Genomic DNA, 20,289 nt, shown 5'->3' with positions numbered 1-20,289 from the left:
ATGTGCGGAAGGTATGTCTCCACGGCCGACCCGGCGACGCTCGCCGTCGAACTCGACGCACTCGACGAGACCGGCGACAGCGGCCGGGACCGGCGCGGGCCCGACTACAATGTCGCGCCGACGACCGAGGTGCTCACCGTCGTCGCCCGGCACGACGGAGACGATCCCGACGGTCCCGTCCGCCGCCGTGTCCGGCGCATGCGCTGGGGACTCGTGCCGCCGTTCGCCGAGGAGGTGGGCGGAAGCGCACCGCTGATCAACGCACGATCCGAGTCGGTCGCCACCAAGCCGAGCTTCGCACGGTCGCTGCGCCACAAGCGGTGCCTCGTCCCGATGGACGGCTGGTACGAATGGCAGGTCGAACCCGCGCCGGACGGCAGACCCCGCAAGGTGCCGTACTTCATGGCGCCCGCCGACGGATCGCGGATCTGCATGGCCGGAGTGTGGGCGGAGTGGCGCGACCCGCGGAACCCGAAGGCACCACCGCTGTCGAGCACGGCGATCCTCACCGCGCAGTCGGTCGAGCAACTCGGCAACGTGCACGAGCGGATGCCGCTGATCCTCCCCGCGGAGCGATGGGACGCGTGGCTCGACCCCGACAGCCTCGGCCACCCGGATCTGATCGTGCCGAGCCTCGAGGCGATCTCGGCGATCGAGATCCGCCGCGTGTCCGCGAAGGTCAACAGCATCCGCAACAACGGCCCCGAACTGTTGCAACCCGACGACGGCGCCGGCGACCAGATGGTGCTGCTGTAGGTGCCGCCGGGCCGCGGTGCTCTACGGCCCGGCCGTGATCGGGGCCACGACCGCACCGGTCAGCCGGATCAGATCGTGCGGATCCAGTTCGATCTCGAGTCCGCGCCGCCCCGCGCTGCACAGCACCCGGTCCCACTGCTCGGCGGAGACGTCGATCACGGTGCGCAGACGCTTGCGCTGCCCGAGCGGAGAGATGCCACCGACGACGTATCCGGTCGCGCGTTCGGCGGCGGTGTGATCGGCCATCACGGCCTTGCCGCCGCCCAGTGCCCCTGCTGCGGCCTTCAGCGACAGCGTCGCCGGGACCGGGATCACCGCGACGGCGAGCTTGCCGTCCGACAGCGACACCACCAGCGTCTTGAAGATCTGATCGGGGGAGACCCCGAGACGTGCGCCGAGTTCCTCGACGGCTTCGGCGCCGAAGGACGACGACCTCGGGTCGTGTGCGTACTCGTGGACCCGGTGCGCGACCTTCTCGCGCTTCAACAACACCGTCGCGGGAGTGGATGTCGAGGCCATCCGATCACTCTAGAAAACCGGAGGTGGGGAACAAGTGCGGCGGGTACGGCGTTGCACACCGACGGGTGGATCCACCGGCCACCCGACACCCGACGATCGGAGAATTCGTGGCAGTGCTGTGCCCGCCTCGACCGGACGCCGTCAGACGTCCCGCCGATCCGGACCCCGACGGACCGGTAGCCTTCTCGACAGGCGTCGATGAAGGGATCGGTGTGATCGAGGAGTCTGTGGAAGAACTGACCGAGCGGTTCGAGCGGGATGCGCTTCCCCTGCTCGATCAGCTCTACGGCGCTGCGCTGCGGATGACCCGCAATCCCTCCGACGCCGAGGACCTCGTGCAGGAGACCTACATCAAGGCTTTCTCCGCCTTCCGGTCGTTTCGCGAGGGCACCAACCTCAAGGCCTGGCTGTACCGGATCCTCACCAACACCTACATCAACTCGTACCGGAAGCGTCAGCGGCAGCCCGCGCAGTACCCGACCGACGAGATCACCGACTGGCAGCTCGCCGCCACGGCCGAGCATTCGTCGACCGGTCTGCGGTCCGCGGAGGTCGAGGCGCTCGACGCGCTTCCCGACGACGACATCAAGGCGGCGCTGCAGGAGCTTCCCGAGGAGTTCCGCATGGCCGTCTACTACGCCGACGTCGAAGGGTTCCCCTACAAGGAGATCGCCGAGATCATGGGGACGCCGATCGGCACTGTGATGTCGAGACTGCACCGGGGTCGCAAGCAGTTGCGGGGCCTGTTGGCCGACGTGGCGCGCGATCGCGGTTTCATGCGGGAGAAGGCCGTGGACGCGACAACCGGAACATCGGATCGGCCCGAGAGCGGAAAGGGAGCACCGCAGTGAGCGAACCCGACTTCGATCGACTCGACTGCTCGGCGGTCATCGCGGACGTCTACCTGCTTCTCGATTCCGAGTGCGACGCCGGTTCCCGCGAGAAGCTGCAGCGGCACCTCGACGAGTGCGGCACCTGCCTCGAGGCCTACGGGATCGAGGAGAAGATCAAATCGCTGCTCAGCCGCAAGTGCGGCGGGGAACACGCACCCGAGGGCCTGCGGGAGCGGCTGATGCTGCAGATCCGCCGCACCGTGGTGATCACCGAGACGGACAGCACCGAGTCGTAGGCGAGTTCCACTCACGCCGAGTCGTAGGCGAGTTCCACTCACGCCGAGTCGTAGACGAGTTCACTCGTACCGAGTCGTAGACGAGACACCCCGAACGTGACAGGGGCCGGAAAGCTGCTGCTTTCCGGCCCCTGTCCGCGTCTCAGGCGTTGGGACGCTTGCCGTGGTTGGCGGCGTTACCCTTGCGGCTGCGCTTCTTGCGACCTCGCTTACCCATGGTGGGATCTCCTTTCTCGTTCATTACAGTGTTTCACGTGCGGTCGAGTGGTCCTGTCGGCAGGTCCGCCGCCGGAGCGTGAAACGAGGTGTTCGATGGCGGAAGACGTACGCGCGGAGATGGTATCGACCGTGTTCGAGGTCGTCGTGCGAGAGGGTGACGTGGTGGCCGAGGGCGACACGCTGGTGATCCTCGAGTCGATGAAGATGGAGATTCCCGTGCTCGCCGAGTCGGCGGGCACCGTGACCTCCGTCGGAGTCTCGGTGGGGGATGTCATCCAGCAGGGCGACCTCATCGCCGTGATCTCCTGACGGCGGATATCTCCTGAGTACGAAAGCGGTTCCCGTGTCCACACTCAGTTCGTTGCTCGCAAGGTACACGGATCTTCCGGGCGCGGCCGTCGATCACCTCCAACGTGTCGTGGGCGAGTGGCAGTTGCTCGCCGACCTGTCGTTCGCCGACGTCCTCCTGTGGGTCGACGCGGCGCCGTCCGGAATCGTGTGCGTCGCACAGTGCCGGCCCACCACCGCCTCGACCGTGATTCCCGAGGACGCCGTCGGCATGCTCGTCTCCGACAACGAACATCCTTACGTCCGTGAGGCTTTCGAAACCGGAGAGATCGTCGACGTCAAGTCGTCCCCGGGCGCCGGGATCAACATCCGTCAGGCCGTGCCGGTGCGCTCGGACGGTCGGGTCGTCGCGGTGCTCAGCCGCGACGCCGCCCGTGTGTCGCGACGGTCGGCCAGCGCGCTCGAGACCGCCTATCTCGAATGCGCCGACGACCTCTACCGGATGATCAGCGAGGGCACCTTCCCCACGCCCGAGGCGCGCTCGGACACCAAGTCGAGTCCGCGTGCGGGCGACGGATTCATCCGGCTCGACCGGAAGGGCAAGGTCGTCTACGCCAGCCCGAACGCGCTGTCGGCCTATCACCGGATGGGTCTGAACTCCGACCTGATCGGTCAGGATCTCGTGGAGACGACCCGCGCACTGGTCACCGATCCCTTCGAGAGCCGCGACGTCACCGACTACCTCCGCGGGGCCGTGGAGGGCCGTCTGGGGCAGCGCATGGAGATCGAGGCACGCGGTGCCACGGTTCTGATCCGTGCGTTGGTCCTGAATCCGGGAGGCAAGATCAGGGGCGCCGCGGTGATCGTCCGCGACGTCACCGAGGTCAAACGACGCGACCGCGCACTGCTGAGCAAGGACGCGACGATCCGCGAGATCCACCATCGCGTCAAGAACAATCTGCAGACGGTCGCCGCACTGCTGCGACTACAGGCGCGCCGAACCGGGAACACCGAAGCCCAGCAGGCCCTCGGCGAAGCGGTTCGCCGGGTGACGTCCATCGCCCTGGTGCACGAGGCGCTGTCGATGTCCGTGGACGAGGAGGTCGATCTCGACGGTGTCTTCGACCAGCTGATCCCCATCGTCGTCGACGTGTCGACGGTGGGCAGTCAGATCCGTGTGCTGCGAGAGGGGAACCTCGGTGTGTTCCCCGCAGATCGCGCGACGCCCCTGGTCATGGTGCTGACCGAGCTCGTCCAGAACGCCGTCGAGCACGCCTTCGATCCGGGCGTCAACGGCACGGTCACTGTGAGGGCACAGCGTTCGGCCCGCATGCTCGACGTCGTGGTCCGTGACGAGGGGAAGGGCCTTCCCGACGGATTCAGCCTCGAGGCGTCGAACCGGCTCGGTCTGCAGATCGTCCGGACCCTCGTGGCCGCCGAACTCGGCGGATCGCTGGAACTGACCTCCAACGAGACCGGCGGGACCGATGCGCGCCTGCAATTACCGCTGGGCAAGGTGCCGGTCGCCTGACCGCTTCGGCCTGTGCACGTAAGAAGGCCCGGCCTCCGTGAGGGGGCCGGGCCTTCGAACGTCTGTCGGAGCTGCTCAGACCGCCGTGCGAGCGCGGGTGCGGGCGTTGCGACGCTTGAGAGCGCGGCGCTCGTCCTCGCTCATACCGCCCCAGACGCCGGCATCCTGGCCGGACTCGAGCGCCCAGGAAAGGCATTCGGCGGTGACGGGGCAACGGTTGCACACGAGCTTGGCATCCGCGATCTGCGCGAGAGCCGGGCCGCTGTTCCCCACGGGGAAGAACAGTTCCGGATCCTCGTCGCGGCAGATGGCCTTGTGGCGCCAGTCCATGCTTCTACTCTCCTTCGATGGTGCGTGTGCACCGGCTGATGGTCAATGCGTGTTCACGCCTGTGGCACGGAGTGTTTCCGCGCGGTTACTTGTGAATGCTTTCACGAACGAGCGTGGAGTCAATAGAATCGACCACGATCGTGGGGAAGCTCACGCTGTTGTGAGCTACGAGTTCGCCAATCCCTCTTTCTACTCCACTCGGGCCGAGAAGGTAGTGGTAATCACAGAATTCGTGCTTTTCTTTCTGTCGCTGTCCCGCTAGAGGGGGTCGTCAGCGGGGCGCGACGACATCGAGGATCGACGGTACGGCCACGAACTCGACCTCGGTGCGGAGTCCGAGATAGTCGCCGTCGACCTGAAGTCCGATCGGGCGCGAGGCCCGGGCGCGCACGTGCGCGACATCGTCCGCACGCACCAGATGCGGCGACGCCGGCTCGCCACGGGCGGCCAGGAGTTGCCTCACCACCCGCAGGCTCGGAAATACCCGGGTCGTCGTCATGGCAAACACACCCAACCCGGTGTCGAACGATGTGCCGGGATTCGTGTGCACCGGCCGGGACTCGAGATAGGTCCAGGGACTCGAGTTCGACACGAACGCGTAGTGCACCCCCGACACAGGTTCGGATCCGGGCATCTCGAGCGTGAGCGTCGGCTCGGCCCGCTTCGACGCGAAGAACCGGGCCACCGCATGCCACACATAGCGCGTCGTCGTCACTTTCTTGCCCTCGGCGCGGCTCAGGTCGATGGCCTCGCACACCTGGGCGTCGAGGCCGAGGCCCGCGTTGAAGGTGAACCACCGTCCGTCGCAGTGGCCGAGGCCGATCCGGCTGGTCCTGCCCTCCTGCAACGACTCGAGCACCTGCCCGGTGGCCTCGAGCGGATCGGCGGACAACCCCAGGGACCGCGCGAACACGTTCGCCGAGCCGCCGGGCACCACCGCGAGTCGCGGAAGTGACGGATCGGCGGATCGGTCGGGGGAGGGGCCGAGCAGACCGTTGACGATCTCGTTGACGGTGCCGTCGCCCCCGTGCGCGACGACGACGTCCATCCCGTCGGCGTGCGCCGAACGCGCGAGTTCTGCGGCGTGCCCGCGGTGGGTGGTGTGTGCGACGGTCAGTGCGAGCCGGCCTCTCAGGGCGTGAGCGAGACGGTCGCGACCGGCCGGGGTGGTCGTCGTCGCATTCGGATTCACGATCAGCAGGGCGCGCACGGAACATCAGCCTAAGTGGTGCCCGGCGGGTCCACTACGCTGGACGGGTGCCTCTCGAAACACCTCGCAGCAGCGTTCCGTCGACCGTGCGTGCCGCCGGCTGGCTCGTCGTCCTCGAGGGTGTCGTCGCGATGGGGTTCGCGGTGTACTCGATCATCCGCGCAGCCTCGGGCGAACACGATCAGTCGGTCACCAACGGTTACGGCTTCGCGCTGTGGCTGTTCGTCCTGTTCGGCGGGGTACTGGCCGGCGGGATCGCGCTCGTGCGCGGGGTGCGCTGGGGACGTGCCGTGGCGGTACTGGCGCAGTTGCTGTTGCTGCCCGTGGTGTGGTCGCTGCTGACCGACTCGCACCAGCCGGCCATCGGTACCGTGCTGGGGCTCGTCGTGGTCCCCACGCTCGTGCTGCTGTTCAGCCCGCCCACGACGCGGTGGCTTGCGCACGAGTACGCGCCCGACGTCGACGAGTGATCCGGGCTCAGCTGCCGAGAGCCTGCAGCGCGGGGCCGCTGAGCCTGAACGTCGTCCACTCGTCCTGCGCGACGGCGCCGAGCGAGCGGTAGAAACCGATGGACGGCTCGTTCCAGTCCAGCACCGACCAACTCAGGCGGGTGTAACCGCGCTCCACGCATTCGTGGGCGAGCGCCGCGAGCAGTGCGCGTCCGTGTCCCTTGCCGCGGTGTTCGGGACGGACGAACAGATCCTCGAGGTAGATGCCGTGCACGCCGTCCCAGGTGGAGAAGTTCCGGAACCACAGCGCCACCCCGACGACCTGACCTGCGGCTCCGTCCTCACCGGATTCCTCGGCGACGTGCGCGTACACCGAGGGTTGCGGCCCGAACAGAGCCTCGTGGATCTGCTCGGGCACCACGGTGCACTCGTGCCGGGCCTTCTCGTATTCGGCGAGGTCGTAGATCAGCCCGGTGATCGCGGGGACGTCCTCGGGTGTGGCTCTGCGGATCACGACGGGCTGCCTCCTGCGGTCTCGTGGGCGGATTCACCTCGCGCTGCGCCGCCGAGTGCGCGAGGATCGGGGTCGTGGCAACGGTACTTGCAGTGGCAAATCAGAAGGGTGGCGTCGCCAAGACGACCACCGTCGCGTCGTTGGGGGCCGCGCTGTCGGCGCTGGGCCGGCGGGTGCTCGTCGTCGATCTCGACCCCCAGGGGTGCCTGACCTTCTCCCTCGGGCACAACCCCGACAAGCTCGAACAATCCGTGCACGACGTGCTCGTGGGCGGTGTCGAGACGAAGGACGTCCTGCTCGACACCGCGGAGGGGATGTCGCTGCTGCCGGCGACCATCGACCTCGCGGGTGCGGAGGCGATGCTGCTCATGAAGCCGGGACGCGAATACACCCTCGAGCGGGCCCTGGCGTCGGTCGAGGACGACTACGACGTCGTCGTGATCGACTGCCCGCCCTCCCTCGGCGTTCTCACGCTCAACGGTCTCACCGCGGCGCGGTCGGTGCTCGTTCCACTGCAGTGCGAGACGCTCGCACACCGTGGAGTGGGGCAGTTGTTGCGCACCGTCGACGAGGTCAGGCAGATCACCAATCCGGATCTCGAGCTGCTCGGCGCGCTGCCGACCCTGTACGACTCGCGGACCACGCACAGTCGCGACGTGCTCGCCGATGTCTCCGACCGGTACGACCTGCCGGTGCTGGCCCCGCCCGTACCCCGCACGGTCCGCTTCGCGGAGGCTTCCGCCTCGGGCGCGACGGTGCTGGCGGGACGCAAGAACAAGGGCGCCGAGGCGTACCGGGCGCTCTCCGAGAACCTGCTGCGCTACTGGTCGGGGGAGGCGGAACTCGAGACCTTCGAAACCGCCGTCGCGGACTGAGACATCAGCCCAACACCACGAGTTCGTCGTCGCGTTGCTCGACCACGACGTCCCCGGCGACGGCGACGTTCACCGTGGAGACCGCTCCGCGCTCGACGTCGATGCGCGGGCCGGGTTCGCCGGTCCGTGAGTCGACTCCCACGAGGGCGTCCTCGACGGGAAGGAGCAGCGAACCGGCCATGATGTCGCCGTTGCCGAGGGTGTCCTCGACGGTCCACTGCGGAGCGAAATCGGTGGTGGACAGTGCGACGGTGTCGCGGCCCGTCCACCACACCAGCACGCCGCCGCGCTCGAGGGCGGGGTCGTCCGATTCGCCGGCAGGACGCGGCAGGGTGTGCGTGTCGACGAGGACGCCCTCGCTGTCGAAGACCTCGATACGTGGCCCGTCGTTGTCGTCCGGGGCCAGGTAGACCGCCGTGCGGTCGCCGACCACCGCGACGATGCGGGAGTCCCCGCCCGCTTCCGGCAGCACCGACGAGGCGAACTCCTCGGGCTTGGTGCTGTCGTCGGGGGTGGGATCGAGAAGGGTGAGCCGATTGGTCGGCTCGTTTGCGCACTGCTCGAGCACGGCCAGCACTTCGGCGCCCGAATCTGCCGAGCGCAGTTCGCAACCCGATCGGGGCTGGGCGTTCGGGTTCACCGGTGCGTCGACGCGCCCGTACTCGACCGTGCGCACCAGATCGGAGCGCCACATCTCGAGACGCGACTCGCCGAAGGCGATCAGGTGCGAACCGGCGTCGACGAGCCGGATCGGATCGTCGGCGTCGCTCGACCGTTGCGCGCCGCGAGCGCCACTGCCGGAGTCGAGCGCGGTGACCTGACCGCATCCGCGTGGGCCGCGGTAGGCCGAGACCACGTCGCCCCAGGCCTCGGTGACCGCGCACAACGCCCGGTCGCGGTCGTACCGCCAGCGTTCCTCGCCCGACTGCGGGTCGCGGCCGACCACCGCACCACTGTCGGCCGTGGCGATCGTGCCCCCGGACACCACCGGCGCGGTCGTCGCCGTACTCGGAGCACGCCACAGTTCGGCGAGAGTGCGCGGAAGCGCCTGCGCGGCAGCAGGAGTGGGGACGGGTCCGTCCCAGGTGGTCGACGTGGTGCCCCGCGCATCCGAGTTCAGCCAGACGACACTCGCCGCCACCAGAGCGGTGACGACGAGTGCGGCTGCGACGAGAAGGTCGGTGCGGGTGCGGCGCTCGGGCGCGAGCACGTGGTTATCGGGCAGACGACGTCGAGACCGCTTCCACGTTCGACGTGTCCTGCTGCTCTGCGCGACCGGCGGGGCCCTCGCCCGAGCGGGTGCGACGGCGACGACGGCGACGACGTGCCGGAGCGGAAGCCCCGGTGTCCTCACCCGTCTCCGCTGCGGCAGACTCGTTCTCGGCCTTCGCCGAGTCGTCGGAACCGGTTGCGGCGGCATCCGTCGCGGAGCCGTCGGCCGACTTTCCGCGGACGGTGCGGCGGCGGACCCGGTTGCGCTTCGGTCGGGATCCGCCCTCGCGCTCGACGCGCTCGCGCTTCTCACCGTTGTCGGAGGCGGCGGGAGCGGCCTTGCGGACGCGTCCGGTGGCGTCGGACGGGATGCTCAGCTCCTCGAACAGGTGCGGGGAGCTCGAGTAGGTCTCGATCGGATCCGGGATACCGAGATCGAGAGCCTTGTCGATGAGCTGCCAGCGCGGCACGTCGTCCCAGTCGACGAGGGTGATCGCGATACCGGTGCGTCCGGCGCGACCGGTACGGCCGATGCGGTGGACGTAGGTCTTCTCGTCCTCGGGGCACTGATAGTTGATGACGTGGGTGACGTCGTCGATGTCGATGCCGCGGGCGGCGACGTCCGTCGCGACGAGGACGTCGATCTTGCCGCTGCGGAACTTGTCGAGTGCCTTCTCGCGTGCGATCTGACCGAGGTCGCCGTGCACCGCGCCGCACGCGAAACCGCGCTCGACGAGGTCGTCGGCCACCTTCTGCGCCGTGCGCTTGGTGCGGGTGAAGATCATGGTGGCGCCACGTCCCTCGGCCTGCAGCACGCGGGCGACGAGCTCGGCCTTGTCGAGCGCGTGCGCCCGGTAGACGAACTGCTGGGTGCGCTCGTGCACGGCCGATGATTCGGCTTCCTCGGCGCGGATGTGCGTCGGGCGATTCAGGAACGTGCGGGCGAGAGTGATGATCGGGCCGGGCATCGTGGCCGAGAAGAGCATCGTCTGACGACGGTCGGGGACCATCGTGAGGATGCGCTCGATGTCGGGCAGGAAGCCGAGGTCGAGCATCTCGTCGGCCTCGTCCATGACGAGCACGCCGATCTTGCCGAGGATCAGATGACCCTGGTTGGCGAGGTCGAGCAGACGACCGGGAGTACCGACGACGACGTCGACACCCTTCTTCAGTTCGTCGATCTGCTGCTCGTAGGGGCGGCCACCGTAGATCGACAGGACCTCGAGGCCCGACTTGCGGCTGCCGGGCAGGTACTTGGAGGCGTTCACGAGGTCGTTGGTGACCTGGATGCACAGTTCGCGGGTCGGGACGATCACGAGCGCACGGGGAGTGCCGTCGAGCGTGGTCGTACCGGAACCCTCGGTGGCGATGCGGTGCAGGAGCGGAACGCCGAAGCCGAAGGTCTTGCCCATACCCGTACGGGCCTGACCGATGAGGTCGTCGCCGGCGAGGGCGAGCGGCAGGGTGAGTTCCTGGATCGCGAAGGTGCGTTCGATGCCGACCTCGGCGAGGGCGCGGACGATCTCGTCGCGGACGCCGAGTTCGCCGAAGGTGGGGGGTACGTGGGTGGAATCGAGTTGTGCGGAGACGGTCGTTTCGCTCGCGTCGTCTTCGTGGTCGATGGTGATCTTGCTCAGGGGTCCGGCCTTCCTGGTCTCGGCACGCACGCACGAGGGGGAAAGGCGACCGGCCTGCACCTCAGCGCGAGCGGTATCCACCAGGCTCGGCGAAGCGCGGCAGCGATCCGCAGTTCGGGTGCGCGCACATTATCTGGGAAGCTCGCGGGCCACGGTCGGCGGCTCGAAGCGCGGGCTTCCCGATCCATTGTACCGGTTCCGGCGCATTCCACGAGGTAGTACTACGCTTCGTCGTCATGGGAGCCGATACGCCGCAGTCCACCTCCGAGTCCGGCGCGACGCCGGGCGGACCCGCAGTCCCCGCCGATCACCCCGGTGTCGCAGAGCTCTTCGCAGTGCTCGCGTACGGCGAGATCTCGGCGTTCTACCGTCTCGCCGAGGACGCCCGGTTCTCCCCGTCCCTGCGCGGGCGGGTCGCGCTCGCAAGCATGGCAGCTGCGGAGATGAGCCATTTCGAGACGCTCCGAACCGCGCTCACCGATCGCGGCGTCGAGATCTACGCGGCGATGGAGCCCTATCGCAAGGCGCTCGACGCCTACCACGCCTCGACCGCTCCCTCGACCTGGCTCGAGGTCCTCGTCAAGGCCTACGTGGGTGACGGGATCGCCGCAGATTTCTACTGTGAGATCGCCGACATGCTCGCTCCCGAGGTCTCCACGGTGGTCCGGGAGGTCCTCGCCGAGACCGGCCACTCGGAGTTCGTGGTGCAGGAGGTCCGCGAGGTCGTCGAGCGCAGCCCGCTGCAGAAGGACCGCCTGATGCTGTGGGGACGCCGGCTGCTCGGCGAGGCCATCACCCAGGCGCAGTACGTCCTCGCGCAGAACGAGGAACTCGCCGAGCTGGTGATTCTCGCGTCCGGCGACCTGACGAACATCGCCGCACTGTTCGATCGCATGCAGGTCGAGCACGCCGAGCGGATGTCGGTGCTCGGACTGCATTAGCCTGGGGCTGACAGCAGTACCAGCTCGGTTTCAACGCATGAGAATCGGAGGTCCACCGTGGAGGTCAAGATCGGCGTCGCGGACAGCCCGCGCGAAGTTGTCGTCGTCAGCGACCAGACGCCCGACGAGGTGGAGAAGCTCGTCCGGGCCGCGTTGAACGGCGCCGACGACGGGGTGCTCGCACTTGTCGACGAGAAGGGCCGCAAGGTTCTCGTGCAGGCCGCCAAGATCAGCTACGTGGACATCGGTCCTGCCACGCTGGGCAAGGTCGGCTTCGCCGCCAACTGAGAGCGACCGACGAGAACGGGCCGGGGCATGTCGCCCCGGCCCGTTCGTCGTTCTCGGTATGTGTCGTCAGCGACGACGGAGTTCCGGCTGCAGCGGCACGTGCTTCAGACCGCCCCAGGCCAGCGCGACCGTGGTGTCCACGGCGTCCTCCTTGGGGATCGGACGCGCGGCGTCGAGCCAGTAACGAGCCGTGAACTGGCTCGTTCCCACCAGGCCGACCGCGAGGATGCGGGCCCGGTACGGATCGAGGCCCGAATCGTGGCTCACGAGGTCGAAGACGGCGTCGACGCACGCCTCGGTGGCCTGCTCGACCCGCCGCGACACCTGCGGCTCGCCCATGAGGTCCGATTCGAAGACGAGACGGAATCCCTGGCTGTCGTTGTCGACGAAATCGAAGAAGGCCTGCACCGCGGCACGCACACGCTGACGATTGTCGGTCGTGGACCGCAGGGCCTGGCGGACGCCGTTGATGAGGGTGTCCACATAGTTCTGCAGCACGGCGCAGTAGAGCTCGAGCTTGCCGGGGAAGTGCTGGTACAGCACCGGCTTGCTCACTCCGGCGCATTCGGCGATCTCGTCCATGCCGGCCGAGTGGTAACCGCGTGTGACGAAGACCTCACTGGCAGCCTCGAGCAGCTGTGCACGACGTTCGTCACGCGGCATCCGGGCGCCCCGTTTGCCGTTGTTACCCCGGCCGGATGCTCGTTCGGTGACGTCGGTCATGCTTGCTCCCAATCTGCACTACTCCGATAGTGGCGTGTGCCACCTCGGCGCTCCTCGTCTTTGCAGGTTACAGGTGAACCTGCGTATCGAACGGACCGGCCTACCGACCAGTATCCGTTCCCGGTGCACGGATGGGGGCACGCCTTCGACGCTTCGGATATCGAAATGGTCTCGATATGACATCCTGACATCCGTGATCGAGCGTGGAGGAGTGCGCGAGAGCAGGGGGCCGCAGGGCTCCTCGCAGACAGATCCTTCCCCGACGTCGTCCGGTTCGTCCCGGTCGCGAGGAACGGAACGATCCGAGCCGGGTCGCCGGTCGCACCAGCCTCTACGTGCCGTGTGGGACCCGGTGGGACGGCCGGACCGGCCGCCTCGCCGACCGCGACCCGAACGCGACGTCCGCAAGCAGACCCGCGTGGGCAGATTCGTCGCCACCTACGGCTGGCGCGCCTATGCCGTCCCGATCCTCGCCGTCGTGACCCTGGTCGTGCTGTGGGACGCCGCGCGTGGGGGAGGAGCGGAGGAGCCCGCCGATCCGGTCGTCGCGAGCGAGGTCACCGAGATCATCGTCGAGGCCCCGCAGCCCGATGGGGCCTTCCCCGAGTCGCTCGAGTCCGGTGCCCTGCCGGACGGCGGGCCGTTCACGGAAGTCGGTGCGCGGCAGTGGCGGGTCGTGCCCGGCACCACCGGGCAGGTCGGTGCGGGGCAGAACCGCGTGTTCACCTACACGGTGGAACTCGAGGAGGGCATCGACACCACCGGTTACGGCGGCGACGCGGCCTTCGCGACGATGGTGGACCGCACCCTCGCCGATCCGCGGAGCTGGATCGGCGACCAGGCGGTCGCCTTCCGCCGCATCGACACCGGCGAGCCGGACTTCCGGATCTCCCTCACCTCGCAGATGACCATCCGCGAAGGATGCGGCTACGACATCCCGCTCGAGGGATCGTGCTTCAACCCCTCGATGGAGCGGGTGCTCCTCAACGAAGCGCGGTGGGTGCGCGGGGCCGTCGCCTTCCAGGGTGACATCGGGTCGTATCGCCAGTACGTCGTCAACCACGAGGTCGGCCACGCCATCGGCCTGGCGCAACACGACGCCTGCACCACCGACGGCGGTCTCGCGCCGATCATGATGCAGCAGACCTTCGGCACCGCCAACGACGACATCGCGCGCCTGGACCCGGACGGCGCGGTCCCCGCCGACGGGCTGCGCTGCCGGTTCAACCCCTGGCCGTACCCGCGGGCGTAGACGCCGAGCACGGTAGTCGCCGGGCCGGGCGGGGGTCGACGGGCGGGGCGGGGTGGGGTTGCAGCACCGAATGGCACCATGGACGGTGACGCAGGACGCATCGCGACAGGAGAACCCGTGACCGCAACGACACCGTCGACGCGCCGATCCCTTCCGCCGCTGGTGGAACCCGGCCCGGAGCTCGGTCGCGAGGAGGTCGCCCGGTACAGCCGTCACCTGATCATCCCGAACGTCGGGGTCACCGGTCAGCGGCGGTTGAAGAACGCGCGGGTGCTGTGCATCGGCGCCGGCGGACTCGGTTCGCCCGCGCTGCTGTATCTGGCGGCGGCGGGCGTCGGCACGATCGGCATCGTCGAGTTCGACGACGTGGAGACGTCGAACCTGCAGCGGCAGGTGATCCACGGCCGCTCCGACGTCGGACGGCCCAAGGGGGAGAGCGCCCGCGACAGCATCTTGGCAATCAACGACGGTGTCACCGTGCGTCTGTACGAGACGAGGCTGGAGTCGAGCAACGCCGTGCAGTTGTTCGAGCAGTACGACCTGATCCTCGACGGCACCGACAACTTCGCGACCCGCTATCTCGTCAACGACGCCGCTGTCCTCGCCGGCAGGCCGTACGTGTGGGGCTCGATCTTCCGGTTCGAAGGTCAGGTGTCGGTGTTCTGGGAGGACGCTCCCGACGGGCGCGGCCTGAACTACCGCGACCTCTACCCCGAGGCGCCGCCGCCGGGCATGGTTCCCTCGTGCGCCGAGGGCGGTGTGCTCGGTGTCCTGCCCGGCACGATCGGCACCGTCATGGCCACCGAGGCGATCAAGCTCATCACGGGGATCGGTGAGCCCTTGCTCGGCCGGCTCATGATCTACGACGCGCTCGCGATGTCGTTCCGCACGGTGACCCTGCGCCGCGATCCGGGACGGGTGCCGGTCACCGAACTCGTCGACTACGAGGCCTTCTGCGGGATCGTTCCCGACGCCGCTGCGTCGGCGCGATCGGCCGTCACCCCCACCGAACTGCGCCGCATGCTCGACGAGGGCCGCGACCTCGCGCTGATCGACGTGCGCGAACCCGTCGAGTGGGAGATCGTCCGTATCGACGGTGCACGGCTCGTGCCGAAGGACCGCATCCTCTCCGGCGAGGCCCTCGCCGACCTGCCGCAGAACACCCCGATCGTGCTGTACTGCAAGACCGGTATCCGCTCGGCCGAAGCGCTCGAAGTCCTTGCGCGAGCGGGTTTCTCGGATGCGACGCATCTGCACGGTGGCGTGATCGCGTGGGCGCAGCAGGTCGACACCTCGCTGCCGGTCTACTGACGGTGACCTCGTTGTGACCTGAAACAGCGGAGTGCCTTCCCGATCCGGGCGGTCTGCGAAGGTAGGTTGAGCGTCGTGAGCTCACCCGAACCGCCTCAGCACGTGTGCTCCACATTCGGTCTCCGCGATGTCGAACCGGTCCCGCTCGGGCCCGACTGGGACGGAGGTTTCCGGTGTGGGGACGTCGTGCTGTCCCGAGTCGCCGATCATGCTCGCGCGGCCTGGTCCGCCAAAGTGCGGGAGACCCTGACCGTCGACGGCGTGCGGCTGGCCCGCCCGGTGCGGTCCACCGATGGTCGCTACGTGGTCTCCGGATGGCGCGCCGACACCTACATCGTCGGCACGTCCGAGCCCCGGCACGACGAAGTGGTCTCGCTGTCGCTACGGCTGCACACCGCCACCGCGCAGCTCGAACGTCCCCGTTTCCTCATGCAGCCACCCGTCGCACCCTGGGAGGACGTCGACGTCTTCGTCGCCGCCGACCGCGCGGCCTGGGAGACCGTACCCCTGCGCAGCGCCCGCGCGGCGGGTGCACCCGAGACGGTGACCCCCGACGGCCGTAAGAGCCTCGACCTGATCAACCAGCTCGCGACCTTCCGCAAGCCCGTGCACCTGCCCGACCAGCTCGTCCACGGAGACCTGTTCGGCACCGTCCTGTTCGCCGGCCGCGCAGCGCCCGGGCTGACCGACATCACCCCCTACTGGCGTCCGGCCTCCTGGGCGGCCGCCGTCGCCGTCGTCGACGCACTGTCGTGGGGCGGTGCCGACGAAGGACTCATCGGCCGCTGGGAGGACCTTCCCGAGTGGCCGCAGATGCTGCTGCGCGCGGTGATCTTCCGGCTGGCCGTGCACGCGCTGCACCCGCGCTCGACCGAGGACGCCTTCCCGGGCCTGGCGCACACCGCCGACCTCGTGCGGTTCCTCCTGTAACACCTCACAGGGCGGCCGGGGCCGGGGTGAGCAACTCTTGACGCGACGGTCACCGCGGGCAGCACCGTAGCAACACCCGTTTCCTACCTTTGGGATCAACACGGACCCGAGGAGGAACGGCGATGACGACCTTCATCGAAAATGAAAGTCTCAGAGACAAATTCGCACGCAGTCACAAGATCGAGCGGTGGGACGCCGAGGATGTGGAGGCGTGGGAGGCCGGCGGCAAGCAGGTCGCCAAGCGCAACCTGATCTGGTCGGTGATCGCCGAGCACGTCGGCTTCTCCGTCTGGTCGATCTGGTCGGTCATGGTGCTGTTCATGCCCACCGACGTGTACGGCATCGACGCCGCCGGCAAGTTCTTCCTGGTCGCCGTCCCCACGCTCGTCGGCGCGATCCTCCGCATCCCCTACACCGTCGCCACCGCCCGCTTCGGCGGCCGCAACTGGACCATCTTCAGTGCCCTCGTACTGCTGATCCCCACCATCGGGGCGCTGTACCTGATGCTGAACCCGGGTCACTCCTACACCACGTTCATGCTGGTCGCGGCACTTGCCGGCGTCGGTGGTGGCAACTTCGCGTCGTCGATGACCAACATCAACGCCTTCTATCCGCAGCGCCTGAAGGGCTGGGCGCTCGGACTCAACGCCGGTGGCGGAAACATCGGTGTCCCGGCCGTCCAGCTGATCGGCCTGCTCGTCATCGCCACCATCGGCAACACCGAGCCCTGGATCGTCTGCGCGGTCTACCTGGTCCTGTGCGCCGTCGCCGCGCTCGGCGCCGCCCTGTTCATGGACAACCTCCGTGACCAGAAGGCCGACCTGCGGGCCATGGGCGCCGCACTGAAGTTCCGCGACTCGTGGATCATCTCGTTCCTCTACATCGGCACCTTCGGTTCGTTCATCGGCTTCAGCTTCGCCTTCGGTCAGGTCCTGCAGATCAACTTCCTCGCCGGCGGCGACACCCCCGCCCAGGCCGCCCTGCACGCCGCGCAGATCGCCTTCATCGGCCCGCTCCTCGGATCCATCTCCCGTCCGCTCGGCGGAAAGCTCGCCGACCGCATCGGCGGCGGGAAAATCACCCTCTACACCTTCGTCGCGATGGCCCTGGCCGCCGCGGTGCTCATCGTCGCCGGCACCCTCGACGACCGCACCACCGGCGCCGCAACCGGCGGTGTGCTGACCGCCATGGTGCTCGGCTTCATCGCCCTGTTCCTGCTCTCCGGGCTCGGCAACGGCTCGGTCTACAAGATGATCCCGTCCATCTTCGAGGCCCGTGCGCAGGACCTCGACGAACTGGATCGCGACGAGAAGGCCGCCTGGTCGCGCAGCATGTCCGGTGCCCTCATCGGCTTCGCCGGTGCCATCGGTGGACTCGGCGGCGTCGGCATCAACCTGGTCTTCCGCGCCTCCTACGGCGGCGAGGCGCAGTCCGCGACGATGGCCTTCTGGGTCTTCGCGATCTTCTACCTCGTGTGCATCGCGGTGACCTGGTTCGTCTTCCTCCGCCGCCCCCACACCACTCCCGCGAGCGAGCCGTCCACCGAGGCTCCCGCCCCGGCCCGCGTCGCAGTCTGACCGATCCCCGGCACGAAGAAAGAGAACATCATGAGCCGCAAGAACGTCGTCGTCGTCGGACACGGAATGGTCGCCCACCGCTTCGTCGAAGCCCTGCGTGTCCGCGACGAGCAGAACAGCTGGTCGGTGACCGTGCTCGGCGAGGAGGCCGACGCCGCCTACGACCGCGTGGGACTGTCGTCCTACGTCGGAGCCTGGGACCGCAAGGAACTCGCTCTCGCCGGAAACGACTACGCAGCAGACGATCTCGTCGACCTGCGCGTCGGCACCCGCGCCGTGGGAATCGACCGCGCGGCCCGCACCGTCACCACCGCCGGCGGCGACGTTCTGCCCTACGACAGCCTCGTCCTCGCGACCGGCTCGTACCCCTTCGTGCCGCCGGTGCCCGGCCACGACCTGCCCGGCTGCTTCGTCTACCGCACGCTCGACGATCTCGACGGCATCCGCGCCGCCGCCGAACGCGCCAAGGCCGCCGGCCTCGCGGGCATCGTCATCGGTGGTGGCCTGCTCGGACTCGAAGCCGCCAACGCGCTGCGCCTGCTGGGAGTGACGCCGCACGTCGTCGAGTACAACAACCGGCTCATGCCCGCCCAGGTCGACGAGGGCGGCGGCCGGGTCCTCGACCGTCTCGTCACCGACCTCGGCCTCGTCACCCACACCGGGGTGGGCACCGAGAAGATCGAGTCCGGACCGGAGGCGCTGCAGGTGACCCTGTCCGACGGGACCGTCCTCGAGGCCGGACTCGTGATCTTCTCCGCCGGCGTCCGTCCCCAGGACGAGCTCGCCCGGGAGGCCGGACTCGAACTCGGCGGCCGCGGCGGTGTGCTCACCGACCGTACCTGCCGGAGCACCTCGGACGAGGCCGTCTACGCCATCGGCGAATGCGCCGCCGTCGAGGGCACCTGCTACGGACTCGTCGCCCCCGGTTACAGCACCGCCGAGGTCGTCGCCGACCGGCTCGTCGGCGGTACCGCCGAGTTCCCCGGCGCCGACCTGTCGACGAAGCTCAAGCTGCTCGGCGTGGACGTCGCGAGCTTCGGTGACGCCCACGCGACGACGCCCGGCGCCCTCGAGGTCGTGCTCTCCGACTCCGCGAAGGGCACCTACGCCAAGCTCGTCGTCTCCGACGACGCCAGGACCCTGCTCGGCGGCATCCTCGTCGGCGACGCCTCCGCCTACGGCAACCTGCGACCGCTCGTGGGCCGCGAACTGCCGGGGGATCCGGCCACGCTGATCTCCCCGGTGGGGGAGAAGCCGGGCGCCGGTGCGCTACCCGACGACGCCGAGGTGTGCTCGTGCAACGGTGTCACCAAGGGCGCGATCTGCGGCGCGATCTCCGAAGGTGCCTGCGACATCGCGCAGGTCAAGTCGTGCACGAGCGCCGGCACCACCTGCGGCGGTTGTCTCCCGAGCATCAAGCAGCTGCTCGCCCAGTCGGGTGTGCAGATGTCGAAGGCCCTGTGCGAGCACTTCGAGCAGTCGCGCGCCGAGCTGTTCGAGATCGTCCAGGCCACCGGCATCCGCACCTTCTCCGCGCTCATCGCCCAGTACGGCACCGGACACGGCTGCGACATCTGCAAGCCGGTGGTGGCCTCGATCCTCGCGTCCACCGACTCCGACCACATCCTGCACCCCAAGCAGGCCGGTCTGCAGGACACGAACGACCACTTCCTCGCCAACATCCAGAAGAACGGCACCTACTCGGTCGTGCCGCGCATGCCCGGTGGCGAGTGCACCCCCGAGCAGCTCATCGTGATCGGTGAGGTGGCACGCGATTTCGGTCTCTACGTGAAGATGACCGGCGGTCAACGCATCGACCTGTTCGGTGCCCGCGTCGAACAGCTCCCGCAGATCTGGAAGCGTCTCGTCGACGCCGGCATGGAATCCGGGCAGGCGTACGGCAAGTCGCTGCGCACCGTCAAGAGCTGTGTCGGCTCCACCTGGTGCCGCTACGGCGTGCAGGACTCGGTCGGGATGGCCGTCGCTCTCGAATTGCGTTACCGCGGACTGCGATCGCCCCACAAGCTCAAGATGGGGGTGTCGGGATGCGCCCGTGAGTGCGCCGAGGCACGCGGCAAGGATGTCGGTGTCATCGCGACGGAGAACGGCTGGAACCTGTACGTGTGCGGCAACGGCGGCCAGTCGCCCAAGCACGCACAGCTCCTCGCCGGTGGTCTCGACGACGAGACCCTCGTCCGGTACATCGACCGGTTCCTGATGTTCTACATCCGCACCGCCGACCGGCTCCAGCGCACCGCTCCGTGGCTCGACGCACTCGAGGGCGGCCTCGAGCACCTCAAGGAGGTCGTGTGCGACGATGCCCTCGGTATCGCCGACGATCTCGAGGCTGCGATGGCCAAGCACGTCGACGGCTACAAGGACGAGTGGGCCGGCGTCCTCGAGGATCCGGAGAAGCTGGCGCGGTTCGTCTCGTTCGTCAACGCGCCCGAGCAGCCCGACCCCACCGTCCGCTTCGACGACAGCGGCCCCCGCAAGGTCCCCGTCCTCGTGGGTATGCCGGGCATCGGACCCGGAACCGGGGCGTGACGACCGCTTACCCCGAGGGAACGAGCGGGTAACGCGCTCGAAACACCGGGC

At 68.4% G+C, this 20,289-nt stretch carries 22 protein-coding genes; 14 read left to right on the top strand and 8 right to left on the bottom strand.

Annotated elements, in window-relative coordinates:
* Positions 1-756 carry an SOS response-associated peptidase gene (locus C6Y44_RS17115; protein WP_059382386.1) on the top strand — a complete coding sequence of 252 codons (756 nt, stop codon included), beginning with the start codon at positions 1-3 and terminating at the stop codon, positions 754-756.
* Between the two features lie 21 nt (positions 757-777).
* Here the strand turns inward: C6Y44_RS17115 and ybaK are convergent, their stop codons facing one another.
* Positions 778-1,275, bottom strand: coding sequence for a Cys-tRNA(Pro) deacylase (gene ybaK, locus C6Y44_RS17110; RefSeq protein ID WP_059382246.1), 498 nt, complete (start codon positions 1,273-1,275; stop codon positions 778-780).
* Positions 1,276-1,487: 212 nt separating this feature from the next.
* Here ybaK and C6Y44_RS17105 point away from each other — a divergent pair, with 212 nt between their 5' ends.
* Together C6Y44_RS17105 and rsrA are read left to right on the top strand one after the other, a co-directional pair.
* Positions 1,488-2,126, top strand: coding sequence for a sigma-70 family RNA polymerase sigma factor (locus C6Y44_RS17105; protein ID WP_120283527.1), 639 nt, complete (start codon positions 1,488-1,490; stop codon positions 2,124-2,126).
* Positions 2,123-2,404: a mycothiol system anti-sigma-R factor gene (gene rsrA / locus C6Y44_RS17100; protein ID WP_088897715.1), complete on the top strand. Its 282-nt coding sequence runs from the start codon at positions 2,123-2,125 to the stop codon at positions 2,402-2,404. The genes C6Y44_RS17105 and rsrA overlap by 4 nt, the downstream gene beginning before the upstream one ends.
* A gap of 142 nt (positions 2,405-2,546) precedes the next feature.
* On the opposite strand, the gene C6Y44_RS28460 is transcribed toward rsrA, so the two are convergent.
* Positions 2,547-2,621, bottom strand: a complete 75-nt coding sequence (locus C6Y44_RS28460; protein ID WP_022597109.1) for a 50S ribosomal protein bL37 — start codon at positions 2,619-2,621, stop codon at positions 2,547-2,549.
* A gap of 95 nt (positions 2,622-2,716) precedes the next feature.
* On the opposite strand from C6Y44_RS28460, the gene C6Y44_RS17095 reads away from it, so the two are divergent.
* On the top strand, positions 2,717-2,932 hold the full coding sequence (locus C6Y44_RS17095) for a biotin/lipoyl-binding carrier protein (protein ID WP_006550234.1): 216 nt from the start codon (positions 2,717-2,719) through the stop codon (positions 2,930-2,932).
* Between the two features lie 34 nt (positions 2,933-2,966).
* Positions 2,967-4,442 (top strand): sensor histidine kinase, encoded by a 1,476-nt coding sequence (locus C6Y44_RS17090; RefSeq protein ID WP_120279845.1) that lies wholly within the window; start codon positions 2,967-2,969, stop codon positions 4,440-4,442.
* Positions 4,443-4,517: 75 nt separating this feature from the next.
* On the opposite strand, the gene C6Y44_RS17085 is transcribed toward C6Y44_RS17090, so the two are convergent.
* Together C6Y44_RS17085 and C6Y44_RS17080 are read right to left on the bottom strand one after the other, a co-directional pair.
* Positions 4,518-4,772, bottom strand: coding sequence for a WhiB family transcriptional regulator (locus C6Y44_RS17085; RefSeq protein WP_006550236.1), 255 nt, complete (start codon positions 4,770-4,772; stop codon positions 4,518-4,520).
* A 271-nt stretch (positions 4,773-5,043) separates the two neighbouring features.
* The gene (locus C6Y44_RS17080) at positions 5,044-5,982 is read right to left on the bottom strand and encodes a diacylglycerol/lipid kinase family protein (protein ID WP_159417892.1); all 939 of its coding nucleotides are present in this window, start codon (positions 5,980-5,982) and stop codon (positions 5,044-5,046) included.
* Positions 5,983-6,029: 47 nt separating this feature from the next.
* Here C6Y44_RS17080 and C6Y44_RS17075 point away from each other — a divergent pair, with 47 nt between their 5' ends.
* Positions 6,030-6,452 (top strand): hypothetical protein, encoded by a 423-nt coding sequence (locus C6Y44_RS17075; RefSeq protein WP_372473337.1) that lies wholly within the window; start codon positions 6,030-6,032, stop codon positions 6,450-6,452.
* Between the two features lie 7 nt (positions 6,453-6,459).
* Here the strand turns inward: C6Y44_RS17075 and C6Y44_RS17070 are convergent, their stop codons facing one another.
* Positions 6,460-6,945, bottom strand: a complete 486-nt coding sequence (locus C6Y44_RS17070; protein WP_159417893.1) for a GNAT family N-acetyltransferase — start codon at positions 6,943-6,945, stop codon at positions 6,460-6,462.
* Positions 6,946-7,019: 74 nt separating this feature from the next.
* Between C6Y44_RS17070 and C6Y44_RS17065 the strand changes: the two genes are divergently transcribed.
* Positions 7,020-7,820, top strand: a complete 801-nt coding sequence (locus tag C6Y44_RS17065; protein WP_159417894.1) for a ParA family protein — start codon at positions 7,020-7,022, stop codon at positions 7,818-7,820.
* A gap of 4 nt (positions 7,821-7,824) precedes the next feature.
* Here the strand turns inward: C6Y44_RS17065 and C6Y44_RS17060 are convergent, their stop codons facing one another.
* Together C6Y44_RS17060 and C6Y44_RS17055 are read right to left on the bottom strand one after the other, a co-directional pair.
* Positions 7,825-9,030: an Rv3212 family protein gene (locus C6Y44_RS17060; protein WP_159417895.1), complete on the bottom strand. Its 1,206-nt coding sequence runs from the start codon at positions 9,028-9,030 to the stop codon at positions 7,825-7,827.
* Between the two features lie 4 nt (positions 9,031-9,034).
* On the bottom strand, positions 9,035-10,699 hold the full coding sequence (locus C6Y44_RS17055) for a DEAD/DEAH box helicase (RefSeq protein WP_159417896.1): 1,665 nt from the start codon (positions 10,697-10,699) through the stop codon (positions 9,035-9,037).
* 206 nt (positions 10,700-10,905) lie between these two features.
* On the opposite strand from C6Y44_RS17055, the gene C6Y44_RS17050 reads away from it, so the two are divergent.
* Both C6Y44_RS17050 and C6Y44_RS17045 read left to right on the top strand, forming a co-directional pair.
* Positions 10,906-11,610, top strand: coding sequence for a ferritin-like fold-containing protein (locus C6Y44_RS17050; protein ID WP_060651355.1), 705 nt, complete (start codon positions 10,906-10,908; stop codon positions 11,608-11,610).
* 57 nt (positions 11,611-11,667) lie between these two features.
* On the top strand, positions 11,668-11,898 hold the full coding sequence (locus tag C6Y44_RS17045; RefSeq protein ID WP_006550244.1) for a DUF3107 domain-containing protein: 231 nt from the start codon (positions 11,668-11,670) through the stop codon (positions 11,896-11,898).
* 66 nt (positions 11,899-11,964) lie between these two features.
* Here the strand turns inward: C6Y44_RS17045 and C6Y44_RS17040 are convergent, their stop codons facing one another.
* Positions 11,965-12,621 (bottom strand): TetR/AcrR family transcriptional regulator, encoded by a 657-nt coding sequence (locus C6Y44_RS17040; RefSeq protein ID WP_120279840.1) that lies wholly within the window; start codon positions 12,619-12,621, stop codon positions 11,965-11,967.
* Between the two features lie 193 nt (positions 12,622-12,814).
* Here C6Y44_RS17040 and C6Y44_RS17035 point away from each other — a divergent pair, with 193 nt between their 5' ends.
* The 5 genes from C6Y44_RS17035 to nirB all read left to right on the top strand — a co-directional run bounded on the left by C6Y44_RS17035 (position 12,815) and on the right by nirB (position 20,238).
* Positions 12,815-13,873, top strand: coding sequence for a DUF3152 domain-containing protein (locus C6Y44_RS17035; RefSeq protein ID WP_404817763.1), 1,059 nt, complete (start codon positions 12,815-12,817; stop codon positions 13,871-13,873).
* A gap of 78 nt (positions 13,874-13,951) precedes the next feature.
* Positions 13,952-15,184, top strand: coding sequence for an adenylyltransferase/sulfurtransferase MoeZ (gene moeZ / locus C6Y44_RS17030; RefSeq protein WP_225623584.1), 1,233 nt, complete (start codon positions 13,952-13,954; stop codon positions 15,182-15,184).
* A gap of 75 nt (positions 15,185-15,259) precedes the next feature.
* Positions 15,260-16,114, top strand: coding sequence for a TIGR02569 family protein (locus C6Y44_RS17025; protein ID WP_026061392.1), 855 nt, complete (start codon positions 15,260-15,262; stop codon positions 16,112-16,114).
* A 122-nt stretch (positions 16,115-16,236) separates the two neighbouring features.
* Positions 16,237-17,691 (top strand): nitrate/nitrite transporter, encoded by a 1,455-nt coding sequence (locus tag C6Y44_RS17020; protein ID WP_159417899.1) that lies wholly within the window; start codon positions 16,237-16,239, stop codon positions 17,689-17,691.
* A 30-nt stretch (positions 17,692-17,721) separates the two neighbouring features.
* On the top strand, positions 17,722-20,238 hold the full coding sequence (nirB, locus tag C6Y44_RS17015; RefSeq protein ID WP_159417900.1) for a nitrite reductase large subunit NirB: 2,517 nt from the start codon (positions 17,722-17,724) through the stop codon (positions 20,236-20,238).
* The last annotated feature ends 51 nt before the right edge of the window (positions 20,239-20,289 follow it).

Origin of the sequence: Rhodococcus rhodochrous (assembly GCF_014854695.1) — a bacterium.
GTDB lineage: Bacteria > Actinomycetota > Actinomycetes > Mycobacteriales > Mycobacteriaceae > Rhodococcus.
Note: the sequence above shows the minus strand (reverse complement) of the source record. Positions and strands in the feature narration are given on the sequence as shown.